Source organism: Nocardia sp. Marseille-Q1738 (genome assembly GCF_965283145.1).
In genome coordinates this window covers 119,003-132,382 of record NZ_CBDIMS010000002.1, presented here as the reverse complement: position 1 = coordinate 132,382, position 13,380 = coordinate 119,003, and the positions used below count along the sequence as shown (strand labels likewise).

Annotated in this window: 17 protein-coding genes; 11 read left to right on the top strand and 6 right to left on the bottom strand. The window is 68.2% G+C overall.

The features are described 5' to 3' along the window. The first annotated feature begins 24 nt into the window (after positions 1-24). The 6 genes from ACWPXK_RS08975 (at position 25) to ACWPXK_RS08950 (ending at position 5,717) form a co-directional block, all read left to right on the top strand. Positions 25-1,725, top strand: coding sequence for a DEAD/DEAH box helicase (locus ACWPXK_RS08975; RefSeq protein ID WP_454196398.1), 1,701 nt, complete (start codon positions 25-27; stop codon positions 1,723-1,725). 27 nt (positions 1,726-1,752) lie between these two features. Then, positions 1,753-3,000 carry an Rv3212 family protein gene (locus ACWPXK_RS08970; RefSeq protein ID WP_454195594.1) on the top strand — a complete coding sequence of 416 codons (1,248 nt, stop codon included), beginning with the start codon at positions 1,753-1,755 and terminating at the stop codon, positions 2,998-3,000. Positions 3,001-3,183: 183 nt separating this feature from the next. Next, entirely contained in the window at positions 3,184-3,696 is a 513-nt protein-coding gene (locus tag ACWPXK_RS08965; RefSeq protein ID WP_454195593.1) for a nitroreductase/quinone reductase family protein, read from the top strand. 49 nt (positions 3,697-3,745) lie between these two features. Then, positions 3,746-4,351 (top strand): acid phosphatase, encoded by a 606-nt coding sequence (locus tag ACWPXK_RS08960; protein ID WP_454195592.1) that lies wholly within the window; start codon positions 3,746-3,748, stop codon positions 4,349-4,351. 158 nt (positions 4,352-4,509) lie between these two features. Then, entirely contained in the window at positions 4,510-5,004 is a 495-nt protein-coding gene (locus ACWPXK_RS08955; protein WP_454196397.1) for an N-acetyltransferase family protein, read from the top strand. Then, entirely contained in the window at positions 5,004-5,717 is a 714-nt protein-coding gene (locus tag ACWPXK_RS08950; RefSeq protein WP_454195591.1) for an endonuclease V, read from the top strand. Before ACWPXK_RS08955 ends, ACWPXK_RS08950 begins: the two co-directional genes overlap by 1 nt. Here the strand turns inward: ACWPXK_RS08950 and ACWPXK_RS08945 are convergent. Beyond that, the gene (locus ACWPXK_RS08945) at positions 5,696-6,121 is read right to left on the bottom strand and encodes a hypothetical protein (protein ID WP_454195590.1); all 426 of its coding nucleotides are present in this window, start codon (positions 6,119-6,121) and stop codon (positions 5,696-5,698) included. The two genes, ACWPXK_RS08950 and ACWPXK_RS08945, sit on opposite strands and share 22 nt — an antisense overlap. 225 nt (positions 6,122-6,346) lie before the next feature. On the opposite strand from ACWPXK_RS08945, the gene ACWPXK_RS08940 reads away from it, so the two are divergent. Both ACWPXK_RS08940 and ACWPXK_RS08935 read left to right on the top strand, forming a co-directional pair. Then, positions 6,347-7,291: a diacylglycerol/lipid kinase family protein gene (locus tag ACWPXK_RS08940; RefSeq protein WP_454195589.1), complete on the top strand. Its 945-nt coding sequence runs from the start codon at positions 6,347-6,349 to the stop codon at positions 7,289-7,291. Positions 7,292-7,543: 252 nt separating this feature from the next. After that, positions 7,544-7,798: a WhiB family transcriptional regulator gene (locus tag ACWPXK_RS08935; protein ID WP_011211115.1), complete on the top strand. Its 255-nt coding sequence runs from the start codon at positions 7,544-7,546 to the stop codon at positions 7,796-7,798. 365 nt (positions 7,799-8,163) lie between these two features. Here ACWPXK_RS08935 and ACWPXK_RS08930 read toward each other — a convergent pair whose 3' ends face one another. Continuing rightward, complete coding sequence (locus ACWPXK_RS08930; RefSeq protein ID WP_454195588.1) at positions 8,164-9,678, bottom strand: sensor histidine kinase; 1,515 nt, start codon at positions 9,676-9,678, stop codon at positions 8,164-8,166. A 22-nt stretch (positions 9,679-9,700) separates the two neighbouring features. Then, positions 9,701-9,916 (bottom strand): biotin/lipoyl-binding carrier protein, encoded by a 216-nt coding sequence (locus tag ACWPXK_RS08925; protein WP_043730715.1) that lies wholly within the window; start codon positions 9,914-9,916, stop codon positions 9,701-9,703. A 90-nt stretch (positions 9,917-10,006) separates the two neighbouring features. Between ACWPXK_RS08925 and ACWPXK_RS08920 the strand changes: the two genes are divergently transcribed. Beyond that, positions 10,007-10,081: a 50S ribosomal protein bL37 gene (locus ACWPXK_RS08920; protein WP_022597109.1), complete on the top strand. Its 75-nt coding sequence runs from the start codon at positions 10,007-10,009 to the stop codon at positions 10,079-10,081. A 75-nt stretch (positions 10,082-10,156) separates the two neighbouring features. Here ACWPXK_RS08920 and rsrA read toward each other — a convergent pair whose 3' ends face one another. Continuing rightward, entirely contained in the window at positions 10,157-10,423 is a 267-nt protein-coding gene (gene rsrA / locus ACWPXK_RS08915; protein ID WP_454196396.1) for a mycothiol system anti-sigma-R factor, read from the bottom strand. A gap of 14 nt (positions 10,424-10,437) precedes the next feature. Then, on the bottom strand, positions 10,438-11,118 hold the full coding sequence (locus ACWPXK_RS08910) for a sigma-70 family RNA polymerase sigma factor (protein WP_454196395.1): 681 nt from the start codon (positions 11,116-11,118) through the stop codon (positions 10,438-10,440). A gap of 269 nt (positions 11,119-11,387) precedes the next feature. Between ACWPXK_RS08910 and ybaK the strand changes: the two genes are divergently transcribed. Further along, positions 11,388-11,882: a Cys-tRNA(Pro) deacylase gene (ybaK, locus tag ACWPXK_RS08905; protein ID WP_454195587.1), complete on the top strand. Its 495-nt coding sequence runs from the start codon at positions 11,388-11,390 to the stop codon at positions 11,880-11,882. Between the two features lie 74 nt (positions 11,883-11,956). Further along, the gene (locus ACWPXK_RS08900) at positions 11,957-12,361 is read left to right on the top strand and encodes a hypothetical protein (protein ID WP_454195586.1); all 405 of its coding nucleotides are present in this window, start codon (positions 11,957-11,959) and stop codon (positions 12,359-12,361) included. A gap of 225 nt (positions 12,362-12,586) precedes the next feature. Here the strand turns inward: ACWPXK_RS08900 and ACWPXK_RS08895 are convergent, their stop codons facing one another. After that, complete coding sequence (locus tag ACWPXK_RS08895) at positions 12,587-13,375, bottom strand: SOS response-associated peptidase (RefSeq protein WP_454195585.1); 789 nt, start codon at positions 13,373-13,375, stop codon at positions 12,587-12,589. Positions 13,376-13,380 lie beyond the last annotated feature (5 nt).

The window sequence follows — 13,380 nt, the reverse complement described above, 5'->3', positions numbered from 1 at the left end:
ATCACAGTCGATCAGGAACCGGGACTGGCGGACACCCTGTTGACGGCCGAACTGGACGCAACGCATACCGCCCCGACTTTCGCCGAATTGGGCGTGCGCGCGGAAATCGTCCGCGCACTCGGCGAGATCGGCATCGAACGTACTTTCGCCATTCAAGAACTGACCCTTCCGCTGGCGCTCGCCGGCGAGGATCTCATCGGCCAGGCCCGCACCGGTATGGGTAAAACCTTCGGATTCGGCGTGCCGCTGCTGCACCGGATCGCGACCGCGGAATCCGGCACCACGCCGCTGGACGGCACGCCGCGCGCGTTGGTCATCGTGCCGACCAGGGAGCTGTGCCTCCAGGTCACCCAAGACTTGGAGAACGCGAGCAAATACCTGACCAACCACCAGGGCCCGCTGCGTGTCGCATCCATCTACGGCGGCCGCCCCTACGAAGCGCAGATCGGGGCGCTGCGGGCGGGCGTGGACGTGGTGGTCGGCACGCCGGGCCGACTACTCGACCTCGCCGACCAGCAGCACCTGATCCTCGGCAAGATCGGCGTGCTCGTGCTCGACGAAGCCGACGAGATGCTCGACTTGGGCTTCCTCCCGGACATCGAGCGCATTCTCGGCATGGTCCCGGACAAGCGCCAGACCATGTTGTTCTCGGCGACCATGCCCGGCCCGATCATCACGCTGGCCCGCACGTTCCTGACCCGCCCGACGCACATCCGGGCGGAGGAACCGCACGATTCCGCCGTGCACGACCGCACCGCCCAGTTCGTCTACCGCGCCCACGCGCTGGACAAGGGCGAGCTGATCGCGCGGATCCTGCAAGCCGAGAGCCGCGGCGCCACGATGATCTTCACGCGCACCAAGCGCACGGCGCAGAAGGTGGCCGACGAGCTGGCCGAGCGCGGGTTCGCGGTCGGCGCGGTGCACGGCGACCTCGGGCAGATCGCCCGCGAGAAGGCGCTGACCAAGTTCCGCAAGGGCAGCATCGACGTGCTCGTCGCGACCGACGTCGCGGCGCGCGGCATCGACATCGACGACGTCACGCACGTCGTCAACTACCAGTGCCCGGAGGACGAGAAGACCTACGTGCACCGGATCGGCCGCACCGGTCGAGCCGGGCGCACCGGCGTCGCGGTGACCCTGATCGACTGGGACGAGCTCAACCGCTGGTCGGCGATCAACAGCGCGCTCGGGCTCGGCATTCCCGATCCGGTCGAGACGTATTCGCGCTCGCCGCACCTGTACACCGATCTCGGCATCCCCGAGGACGCGGCCAGTGCGATCCGCAAGCCGAAGCCGGAGCGCGAGCCGGACGCGGTCGTGGTCGAGCGCCCGGCCCGCGCCCCGCGCAAGCGCAACCGCAGGCGCACCCGTGGCGGGCAGCCGATCGACGGCACGCCGGACATCGCCACCACCGACGAGGGCGACGCCGACTCCACCGGAGACGACGCTCAGGACGCCGCGCAGACCGATGCCGACACGGCCGACCGGCCCGCACGACGCAGGCGCAGGCGGCGCAAATCGGCCGGTGACGCGGCGGACCCAGCCGCGACCGGCGAAGCAGGCACCGAAGACTCCGACGCCTCGCCCGAGAGCGATGCCGACGAGACCGGTTCGGTCGACCGGCCCGCCCGTCGTCGGCGCAGGCGGCGCAGGTCCGGGGAAGGCGAAGCGGCGGCCGACGGCACCGAGAGCGCGGCCGAGCCCGCCGCCGCCGCGTCGGCTTGACCGTTCTGATCCGCTAGTCTCGCACTCGTGCTCGCACCCGAGCGGCGGACACGCGCCGACATCATCTCCGCCGTGGCGATCGCGGTTGTCGTGATGGTCGCGGGGGTCGTGGTCTGGGTACGCGGGGACGCGCACGGCACCGAATCGGTGACCGCGGCGACCACGGTACCCACCCCGGTCGCGGCCGATCGGCTGCCGACCTCGCTGCGCGAACTGTGGCACGCGCCGGACCGCGCGAGCGCGCGAGCGCTCGTGTCCGGCGGTGTCGTGGTGACCGGCGACGACGACACCGTCACCGGCCGCGATCCGAGCACCGGCGCTCAGCTGTGGAAGTACCGGCGCGACATGCCGCTGTGCGGGATCGAGGGACAGTACGGCATGGTCGTCGCGGTGTACCGCGACGACCGCGGGTGCAGCCAGACCACGCTGCTCGCCGGGGACAGCGGCGACCGGCGCACCGCGCGCAGCAGTTACATGGATTCCACCGTGCGGCTGTCGGTCGACGGCACCTACGTCCTCGCGCAGGGGCCGCGGCGGCTGGAGATGTGGCGCTCGGACCTGGTGCGCACCGTGGAGTACGGCTTCGTCGACGCGCCGGTGAACGTGAAGACCCAGCCGCGCAAAGGCTGCACACTGCTGTCGTCGAGTTCCAGTCCGTCCCGCCTCGCCGTGCTGGAACGCTGCCCCGGAGGCCAATCGGCGGTCGCCGACCCCGCCAACCGGCTCACCGTGCTCAACCCGGCTCCGAAGGACAACACGGTCCCCGAGGAGTACGGCTCCCACGTATTGACCGGACCCGGAATGGATTCCGCCGATGCGACGGTGGTCGCGGTGTCCGACAGCCGGATCGTGCTGTACGTCCCGGGTACCACCGCGGGCGCGGAATTCGTGCCACCGCGCCTGGCCGTCTACGACGGAAACGGCAATCCCATTGTGACGCATCAGCTTTCCGCGCCACTGAGCCCGGACACCATGGCCACCCGGATCGGATCGGCCTACCTGGTCTTCACCGGCAACAGCGTGATCGCCTTGAACGGCAGCACATTCGACCCGATGTGGACCTCGGGCGCCGCCCTCGGCGCGCCCGCGCTGATGGCGGGCAGACTGCTGCTGCCCACCTCCGGCGCGCTGGCCGTCCTCGACCCGGCCACAGGCGCCGAAGTCGGGCGCATCCCGGTGGAGCGGCCGGGCTACACCGGCAGGCCCATTTCCCTTGCGGTGCTGGGTAACACCGTGCTCGAACTCCGCGACGGAGAGCTGCACGCCCTCGGCTGAACGTCGCGGACGCGGTGCCCGCTCGGACGCGAGCCGGCTGCGAACGGGACATCGGTCTCGGTTCGCTCCGCAGGGCTGGCCGCTGCTGGTGTTTCCCATGGGTGGCCCGGCATACGCCGCCGCACCATCGACCCGCTCGGCAGACCACCCGAACTTGTCGGTGCCCTCCGGCATACTGCGGCCATGAGCGAAAGCGAATCCGCCGCAGAGGAATCCAAGTCCGCCATCACGTCCTATGACGATCCGGACGCGCCGTGGAACCAGGAATACACCGACGAAGAGATCACCCACTGGAACGACGGTGTGATCCAAGAGTTCCGCGACAACAGTGGCAAGGTCGGCGGCGCCTACGAGGGCGGTGAACTGTTGCTGCTCACCACTACCGGGGCCAAGAGCGGTAAGCGGCACGTGGTCCCGCTCGGCCTGCTGCGGCGTGGCGAGACCTTGTACGTGAGTTCGTTCATCGAAGACAAGTACCCGGCCTGGTACCACAACGTCAAAGCCGATTCTCGCGTCACCATCGAGTTGGGTTCGACCACCTACCAGGGCACGGCCCGAGCGCTGGAGGGTGCCGAGTACGAGGAGTTCGCAGGCTGGGTGCTGGCGAACAATCCGTTGCTCGCGGACTTCCAGTCCAAGATCACGCGTCCGATGCCGCTGGTAGTGCTCGAACTCGGAGAGCCGATCCCGGCGTGACCCGACCCGGTGCGGGCGGTGCCGCGCGGTCGTGGCCATGATGGGAGGCATGTCCGTACATGATGGCGCCCGACTGGTTCTGCTCCGGCACGGCGAAACGGCCTGGTCCCGCGAGCGGCGCCACACCGGTCGCACCGATCTGCCGCTCACCGAGCACGGCGAGCGGCAGGCCGAGGCCGCCGGACTCCTGCTCACCGCACTGAAGCTGCGAAATCCGCTGGTGCACACCAGCCCTCGGCAACGCGCGGTCCGCACCGCGGAGCTGGCCCGGCTCACCGACGCGGTGATCGACAATGACCTCGCCGAATGGGATTACGGCGCCTACGAGGGCCTGACCACCCCGCAGATCCGCGAGTCCGCGCCGGGCTGGACCATCTGGACCGGCGAGGTTCCCGACGGCGAGACCGCGGATCAGGTCCGCGCGCGGGCCGACCGGGCACTGGCCACCGTCGAGCCCGTGCTTTCCGAGCGGGATATCGTGCTGGTGGGGCACGGCCACTTCTCCCGCGCGCTGATCGCCCGCTGGGCTGAATTCGAGGTCAGGGAGGGCCGCCGTTTCGCCATGTCGACCGGCGCGCTGACCGTCCTCGGCTACGAACACGACGCGCGCACCATCCACGCGCACAACCTGGTACCCAACGGAGCATCACTGTGACCCGAACCGCCGACCCCGCAAGCGGTGCGACCGATCCGGACGCAACCGATCCGGGCGAACTCAACGCGACGGAACCCAGCGCGATCGATCCTGGCGCCGCCAAGCCCCGCGTGGCCGAGCGCACCGCGACCGACCTCAGCGCGACCGATCCGAACGCCGTGGATCTCGGCGACGCGGTCTTGCGCCGCGCCGTCCCCTCCGACGTGCCCGCGCTGGTGGACCTGGTCTACGACCTGGCCGAGTACGAGAAAGCGCGACATGAGTGCTCGGTGACGGCCGAGCAGTTGCATACCGCGCTGTTCGGGCCGGAGCCGAAGGTGTTCGCGCACGTGGTGGCGGACGAGACGGGTCTGCTCGGCTGTGCCATCTGGTTTCTCAACTTCTCCACCTGGGACGGCGTGCACGGCATCTACCTGGAGGACCTGTACGTCAAGCCGGAGACCAGGGGCAAGGGCTACGGCAAGGCGCTGCTCACCGCGCTGGCGAAGGAGGCGGTGGACAAGGGCTACAGCCGCGTCGCCTGGTCGGTGCTGACCTGGAACCAGCCCTCCATCGACTTCTACGAGTCGATCGGCGCCGTGGCCCAGGACGAATGGGTCGGCTACCGGCTGGCGGGCCAGGCGCTCGGCAAGCTGGTCGCCGAGGCGCGGTAATGCGGATGTCCTGGCTCGCGCGGGTCGACCGAGCGTCCTGGCCGACCACCGCCGAGGCGGCGATGGCGATGCAGGACGATCTGCGGCCGCTGGTCGATCCGGTGACGCCGCCTGAAACCCGGTTCCGCACGGTGGCCGGACTCGACTCCGCCTACCACGACACCGGCGCCGTGGCCGCCGCGGTCGTCGTCTTGGACGCCGCCACACTGCGCCCGGTATCGTCCGCCGTCGCGCACGGCGTCGCCGCCTTCCCCTACGTACCCGGCCTGCTCGCTTTCCGCGAGATCCCGACCACTCTCGCCGCGCTCGAAAAGCTCGACCCCGCACCGGATCTGCTGATCTGCGACGGACAGGGACTCGCCCACCCGCGCCGCTTCGGCCTCGCCTGCCACCTCGGACTGCTCACCGGGATACCGACGATCGGCGTGGCGAAAACCGTCTGGGGCGACTACGCCGAACCGGGCCCGCAACGTGGCGCGGCCACCGATATCACCATCGACCGCGAGGTGGTCGGGCGCGCGCTCCGCACCAGAACCGGCGTCAAACCGGTCTTCGTCTCCGTCGGCCACCGCATCGACCTCGACACCGCCTGCGCGCAGGTGCTCGCCTCGACCCCGCGCTACCGGCTGCCGGAAACCACCAGGCTCGCCGACCAGCTGTGCCGTGCGGCGCTGCGCGAAGCGGCCGAGACCTACTCCGGTTCCACCCCGTAGTCCTGCGCCATCCAGCGCGTGGACGGCGGGGCGAACAGCAGCACGAGCGTGGTCACCGCGACCAGCCCGAGCAGCGTGCCGTAGACCGGCTGGTTGGAGTCGGTGAGCAGCGACCAGGTCACCGGGAGCAACAGCAATTGCGCGATGACGGCGATGGCGCGGCCCCAGCGTTTCCCGAGCAGCAGCCCGGCGCCCGCGGCCAGTACCGCGCCGCCGAGGATGCCGAACCAGGCTGCCGTGCCGTAGCCGCTGGTCGCGGTCTGGTCGTGACCGAGCAGCCCGCGCACGATCAGCACGACCGCGACCACCACGGCGACCACCCCTTCGAGCGTCACCAACCCTCCGGCCGCACGGACCGTCGTCGGCACCGCCGCCGAACCCGCACCCTTGGCGCTCACGACCACCCCTCCCCGGCACTCCCCTGCCTGCTGCGCGCCCGCGCGCTGTGTCCTGGGCTCACTCGCCGACCCCGCGCTGTGTCGATGGTTCGCTCGCTCCGCTCCCTCACGCGGCAAGCCTACGACCCGGAGGACCAGGACTCGTCCCTGGCGTAGACCGATGGCCGGGTCCCACCCGGGCGTCGCTCGCCGCTTTTCCGGCCCGGGTCAGCGGCCAACTAGGCTGCGAACGTGCGGACGCTGCTGATCGTGAACCCGAATGCCACCTCGACTACGCCGGCGACCCGGGACCTGCTGGCGCACGCGTTGGAGAGCCGCACCCAGCTGACCGTTGCGCACACCCAGCACCGCGGCCACGCGGCGGAACTGGCGCAGTGGGCGGCAACCAATGAGATGGATCTGATCGTCGTGCACGGTGGCGATGGGACGGTCAACGAGACCATCAACGGCTTCCTTCCGCTGCCCGAACTGGACGACGGCCAGGCCTGGCTGCCGCGCTTGGGCGTGATCCCCGGCGGCTCGGCGAACGTCTTCGCCAGGGCGCTCGGCATCTCGCCGGACCCGGTGACCGCAACCAACCAGCTCATCGACCTGCTCACGGTGGACTCGGATCGCCGCATCGGCCTCGGCACGGCGGACGACCGCTGGTTCTGTTTCAGCGCGGGCGTCGGGTTGGACGCCGATGTGTGTGAGGCGATCGATGCCAGCCGCGCGCGCGGCCGCACCGCCACCCCCGCCCGTTATCTTCGAACAACTGTGCGACAATTTTTCCGGGCAAAACGCTTGGAACCGAGCGTTCGGGTCGAAATTCCCGGCCGCGAGCCGGTCGATGGCGTGCATTTCGCCTTCGTTACGAACACCACACCCTGGACCTACTTGAACGCCACGCCGGTGCACACCAACCCCGGAACCCGCTTCGAAACGGGGCTCGGCGTGTTTGCCGTGCGATCCATGGCAGTACTCCCGACGCTGCTGCTCGCGCGTCAACTTCTCATGCCCAACGGAAACCCCAAGTCCCGCAATTTATTTCGAGAAGACGACGTTCCCACCGTACGAATCGAGTCCAAAGAACCCATCGGCCTGCAAATCGATGGCGACTTCATCGGCAAGCGCAACGTGGTGGATTTCACCGCGGTGCCCGACGTCCTCGCCGTGGTCGCACCACAGCCGCACTGAGCACGAAACGCCGCGAAAAACATCGCGGTTGTGCTGCGAAAACCAGGTGGAGCGAGTACAAAGGACCGGGCAGGCTCCCCGTGCGGGGGCCTTTGGAGCGTGACCTTCCCCACGGTGCACCGCGTGCCTATTGACATCTACGGTGTTCGTGAAAGCATTCACAAGCAACCGTGCGGAAACATTCGAGTCGCACAAGTGAACGAACCAGAAACCATAGGCGCCCTGTGCGGCGCCCAGCAAAGGAGCAGAGGAATGGACTGGCGCCACAAGGCCATCTGTCGCGATGAGGACCCCGAGCTGTTTTTCCCGGTGGGTAACAGTGGTCCGGCGCTCGCGCAGATTGCCGATGCCAAGCTGGTCTGCGCTCGCTGCCCCGTAACCGCCGACTGCCTGTCCTGGGCCCTGAAGTCCGGACAAGACGCCGGCGTGTGGGGTGGTATGAGCGAGGACGAGCGCCGGGCGCTGAAGCGCCGGAACGCGCGCACCCGCACCCGCACCGTCGTTTAAGACGAACCGCCTTACCGGGCCATTCAGCAGCCCGGCCCGGTAAGCATTTTCAGCCCGGCACCTACAGGTGCCGGGCTCTTTTGTATCTCGGGCCGAGTTGTGCCGAGTTGTATTGCGGCGCTGCATGTTCAGCACCGGCCTGATCCCCCGCCACCAAGACACCGCGACACCCGGGTCGTGCGGCTACCGTCCCACGCAACCACACCGGCCCAACCCCCGCTTTCGAGCGAAGCGAGACCAAGCATTACCAGTTCGCGGCCCGGCTGGCGTCCGAGTGGCCGACGTGCAAGCGACGAAGTCGCAAGCGGCGGTCGCTCGGACGCGAGCCGGGCCGCGAACACGCAGCGCCGCAGGCGCTGCCAAAATCAACGGCCCGAGCGGCGCCCCAGAGGGACGCGGAGCACGGCATCGGTGCCGATGTCGGCGCCAGGATGCAGGCCGATGGAGCCGCCGAGTTCGGCGGTGACCAGGGTGCGGACGATTTGGAGGCCGAGGCGGTCGGAGGAGTCCAGGCTGAAACCCGGTGGAAGGCCGCGCCCGTCGTCGCTGATGATCACGTCCAGCCAGCGGGCGGAACGCTCGGAACGGATTGTCACCGTGCCGTTTTCGCCGGAATCGAAGGCGTGCTCGATGGCGTTCTGCACCAGTTCGGTCAGCACCATCACCAGCGGAGTCGCGCGTTCGGCGGAGAAGACGCCGAGCGAGCCGGCGCGGCGCACTTTGATGCGCGTGGTGTGCACGGTGGCGACGTCGGCCATGATCGGCAGCAGCCGGTCGACGACCTCGTCCAGGTCGACCTCCTCGTCCACCGACATGGACAGCATTTCGTGCACGGACGCGATCGAGGTCACCCTGCGCACCGACTCGGTGAGCGCGACCTGCGCCTCCTCGTTCTCGGTGCGGCGGGCTTGCAGGCGAAGCAGGGCGGCGACGGTTTGCAGGTTGTTCTTCACCCGGTGATGGATCTCCCGGATGGTGGCGTCTTTGCTGAGCAGGGCGCGATCGCGCCGCTTGACCTCGGTGACGTCGCGAACGAGCACGGCGGCGCCGGCCAGTTCACCGTGCGGGCGCAACACGAGCGTGCGCAGCAGCACGGTCGCGCCGCGCGCCTCGACCTCCATGCGCCGCCCGGTCCGGCCGGCCAGCGCGGCCTGGATGTCGCCGACCACCTCTTGCGCGTCGAACGGGTCGGTGATCAGGGAGCGGGTGGTGACGGCGAGATCCTGTCCGGCCAGATCGGCCTGCAAGCCCATTCGGTGGTAGGCCGACAGGGCGTTCGGGCTGGCGTAGACGACGATGCCTTCGGTGTCGAGCCGGATGAAACCATCCCCCGCGCGCGGGCTGGAATGGGTGGCCGCGCGGTCCTCGGTGGTCGGGAAGGTGCCGTCGGCGATCATCTGGCACAGGTCGTCCGCACATGCCACATAGGCGGTCTCCAGTTGGCTGCGCACCCGGGGACGTTGCATATCGGTATCCCGGCTGAGCACGGCGATCACGTCGTCACCGCAGCGCACCGGGATCGCCTCCCGGATCGCGTGCATCGGATGCGGGTGATACACGCCGGATGCCTCGACCTCGCTGTCGGCGCGCACGGTCTCGCCGGTCATCAGCGCTTGCAACACCTGCGGATAGTCGGCCCGCCGGGCGACCGTGCCGACCAGGTCCTCCTGGTGCACGGTGGGGGCGGTGGTCGGGCGGCACTGCGCGACGCACACGATATCCGCGCCCTCGGTCACCGGGCCCGCACCGACCCACAACAGCAGGTCGGCGAAGGACAGATCGGCCAGCAGCTGCCAATCGCCCACCACCCGCTGCAAATGGTCAACAGCGACGCCGGGTAGGTCGGTGTGCTCGGCCAGCAACTCGCTCAGTGTCGCCATGAAGATCTACCGCCGGAATCGATCAGGAAATGACCGCGATGAGATGGCCGGCCTTGATCGCGTCGCCTTCCTTGACGCCGACCGAGGTCACCGTGCCGCTGGACTCCGCGACCACCGGAATCTCCATCTTCATCGACTCGAGGATCACCAGCGTATCGCCCTCCTGGACCTCGTCGCCCTCCTCGACGACCACCTGGTAGACGACCGACACCAGCTCCGCGAGCACTTCCTCAGCCATGGCACCCCATTCACTCGTTGCCCAGTATCCGCTGACGGTACAGCCAACCACACATGAAACAATGGCCTTCAACCAGAAGGGAGACTACTCATGGGTAAGCGCGGACGTAAGAAGCGTAGTCGCAAGGGAAACGCGGCCAACCACGGCAAGCGGCCCAACGCCTGAGCGCACGCTCGGCCCGCAAACACGAAGCGGCACGCACTTCCACAGGAAGGCGTGCCGCTCGGCGTTTGCGACCGGCTAGTCGGAGGTCTCGACGGAAGCCTCGGTGGCGCTGAACGCCCGGCGCAGTTCGACGGTCAGGCGTTCGCGCAGCGACTCGGGCGCGCGGTCACCGCCGCACTTGCGACTGAGCAGACCTTTGATCTTCTCCTCGATGCCGTAGGCCTCGATACACGGACTGCAGTGCTCCATGTGGTGCTGCAACCGGGCCCGGGTCGCTTCATCGCACTCCCCGTCCAGCATCAACCACACGTCGGCCAGAACCGCCGTGCAGTCGAGCTCCATATCCGGGTCCTGGCTCACTGGTTGACCTCCTGGCGTTCCCCCGAACGGTTGAATCCACGCTCGCGCGCCACATCGGCGAGCAAACCCTTGAGTTGTTTCCGGCCGCGGTGGAGCCGGGACATCACCGTACCGATGGGGGTGCCCATGATGTCGGCGATTTCCTTATACGGGAAACCCTCGACATCCGCGTAGTACACCGCCATCCGGAATTCCTCCGGCAGTTCTTGCAATGCCGCCTTGATGTCGTCGTCCGGCAACGCGTCCAGCGCCTCGACCTCGGCGGAGCGCAGGCCCTGCGAAGTGTGCTCTGCGGTCGCGGCCAACTGCCAGTCGGTGATCTCGTCGGTCGGGTACTGCGCGGGCTGGCGCTGCTTCTTGCGGTAGGAGTTGATGTAGGTGTTGGTCAGGATCCGGTACAGCCAGGCACGGAGGTTGGTGCCTTCCCGGAACGACTTGAACCCCTGATACGCCTTGACGTAGGTCTCCTGGACCAGATCCTCGGCGTCCGCCGGGTTCCTGGTCATGCGCAGCGCGGCGCCGTAGAGCTGGTCGAGCAGGGGCAGCGCGTCCCGCTCGAACCGCTGTGCCAGTTCGGCATCGTCGACGGCGGCGACATCGTCGGCCACCACGTCATCGTCGCTCGTCACACCTGTCCCTTCGATTGCCGTACCTGCCAAATCTACCGGCAACGGCATATCGACCGGGAATCCGCCTTCCGTCGGTGACACCTGGGTCCATACCGGACGATCGTCGAGCAGCACGGGCACCGGCATCTCCTTCACGTCTCCATAGGGCCTGCTCACGCGATGGAAATCCATCCGAGCGCTGTGTATCGCCTACAACATGCGCGGCCCCCGCGGTGTTCCCGTGACCACGGGATCGTGGCGAAATCCCAGGAAACACCGTTTGCGGCCCCCGAACGGCCCTGCGCTGGGCGGCTCGCACCGCCGCTAAGGTTTCGGCCATGGCAGCAGGCTCGACACCGGCGATCCGCACGTTGACCCAGGCCAAGGTGCCCCACCGGGTGCACGCCTACACGCACGATCCGCGCGCCGACTCCTACGGCACCGAGGCGGTGGATGCGCTGGGCGCCGAACTCGGCGTCGCGGCCGAGCAGATCTTCAAGACCCTGGTCATCGAGCTGACCACCGGCTCACTCGCCGTCGCGGTGCTTCCCGTGCCGAACACGTTGTCGCTCAAGGCCGCCGCCGCTGCGCTGGGGGCCGCGAAGGCGAGCATGGCCGACAAGACGCGAGCGGAGAAGACGACTGGGTACGTGCTCGGCGGTATCTCCCCGCTGGGCCAGCGCAAACGGCTGCCCACCGTGATCGACGACTCGGCGTTGTCCTGGGACCGCGTGTTGTGCAGCGCGGGGCGGCGAGGTCTGGAGATCGAGCTGGCGCCCGCCGATCTGATCCGGCTGACCAGCGCGGTCACCGCACCGGTGATATCCGCGTAATCCAGCCAGAACCGCCGCGATCTGTGCGTTACTTGGAAACGGCCAGATTGATCCGACTCGAGGATGTGATGCGAATGTTCGTGCACCAGCGTTTGCGCACCATGATCATCGTGTTGTTCGGAACTCTCGTCGTGGCTCTCGGTTCGGTGTCGGTCCTCGCCCCGGAAGCCGCCGCCGCTCCGAACACCCCGGCGGTCACGCAGGTCAGCGATTCCCCCTTCGATTTCGACGGACAGGGCAACGATGACGATTCCGTCTTCGACTTCGACGGACAGGGCGACGATGACGATTCCGTCTTCGACTTCGACGGCCAGGGCGACGACGACCTGACCGGTCAGGGCCTGTTCAAGAAGGACGAAAAAGCCGAGAAGACCGAGAAGCTCGGCGGGACTCTGACGACCAAGATCATCGATCTGCTCGCCGGGGTGATCAAATGCGGGCTGAATATCGCCACGCCTAGCGTGAAGTGCTCGCTGTAGACCCGCAAACATGAATTCCGCGTCCGCGCTTGCCATCGCGAACGGCCTCTCGGGCCCACCCCCGGGTTGCGAGCGCAGCGAGATCGAGCATTGCCCGTTCGCGGCCCGGCTCGCGTCCGAGCGGCCGCCGCGTCCGCGACGAAGTCGCCAGCGGCGGTCGCTCGGACGCGAGCCGAAAAGGGGGCCGCGAACACGCAGCGCCGCAGGTGCTGCCACACAGCGAGCTCACAGCAAGCTGATCTGCCCGGATTGCTCTTGGTCGTCCACTCGGGCCAGCAATTCCGGGCCGTTGTTGCGCACGCTGTTGACCAGCGCGGGCACCGGCCGCGGCACGATTCCGGCGACCGTCTCCTCGCTCGGGGTCTCCAGCAGCGTCGCCGGGGCCGGGTGATCCGGGTCCAGCCACGCGTCCCAGTGTTCCCGCGGCATGGGCAGCGGCATGCGGTCGTGAATGCGGGTGAGGTCGCCGACCGCGTCGGTGGTGAGGATGGTGCACGACAGCAGCGGCTCACTCTCCGGCTGGGAACGGTCGCGCCACACCGACCACAGCCCCGCCATGTAGAGCCGCGAACCGTCGGCGTTGGCCAGGTAGTACGGATGTTTGAGCACTTTGCCTTTCGCCCCCGGCTCGGTGTTCGGTTCGACGACCCACTCGTACCAACCGTCCATCGGCACCAGGCAGCGCCGGTACTTCACCGCGTCGCGGAAGGAGGGCGTGGTGGCGGCCTTGTCGGCGCGGGCGTTGAACAACGGCTTGCCCTTGACCGGCACACCGGGTTCGGCGGCCTTGGTCCACACCGGGATCAGCCCCCAGCGCATACGCCGGATACGACGCTTCGGATCGTCGTCCTTACGCCCCTGGTCGTGCCGTTCGACCACGGTGAGGACCTGGGTGGTGGGAGCGACGTTGTAGTTGGTGAAGGTGCCCTGGTCCGTCGTCTCGGTCTCGTCGATCGCGTCCAACTCGGCCGCGAGCCTGCCCGGGTTGGTGGTGGTCGCATATCGTCCGCACATATCCC

Coding starts and splice junctions, on each gene's coding strand:
- ACWPXK_RS08965 (WP_454195593.1), top strand. CDS start 3,184: ATGAGCGAAAGCGAATCCGCCGCAGAGGAATCCAAGTCCGCCATCACG.
- ACWPXK_RS08960 (WP_454195592.1), top strand. CDS start 3,746: ATGTCCGTACATGATGGCGCCCGACTGGTTCTGCTCCGGCACGGCGAA.
- ACWPXK_RS08950 (WP_454195591.1), top strand. CDS start 5,004: ATGCGGATGTCCTGGCTCGCGCGGGTCGACCGAGCGTCCTGGCCGACC.
- ACWPXK_RS08935 (WP_011211115.1), top strand. CDS start 7,544: ATGGACTGGCGCCACAAGGCCATCTGTCGCGATGAGGACCCCGAGCTG.
- ACWPXK_RS08930 (WP_454195588.1), bottom strand. CDS start 9,678: ATGGCGACACTGAGCGAGTTGCTGGCCGAGCACACCGACCTACCCGGC.
- ACWPXK_RS08925 (WP_043730715.1), bottom strand. CDS start 9,916: ATGGCTGAGGAAGTGCTCGCGGAGCTGGTGTCGGTCGTCTACCAGGTG.
- rsrA (WP_454196396.1), bottom strand. CDS start 10,423: ATGGAGCTCGACTGCACGGCGGTTCTGGCCGACGTGTGGTTGATGCTG.
- ACWPXK_RS08910 (WP_454196395.1), bottom strand. CDS start 11,118: ATGCCGTTGCCGGTAGATTTGGCAGGTACGGCAATCGAAGGGACAGGT.
- ybaK (WP_454195587.1), top strand. CDS start 11,388: ATGGCAGCAGGCTCGACACCGGCGATCCGCACGTTGACCCAGGCCAAG.
- ACWPXK_RS08900 (WP_454195586.1), top strand. CDS start 11,957: ATGTTCGTGCACCAGCGTTTGCGCACCATGATCATCGTGTTGTTCGGA.
- ACWPXK_RS08895 (WP_454195585.1), bottom strand. CDS start 13,375: ATGTGCGGACGATATGCGACCACCACCAACCCGGGCAGGCTCGCGGCC.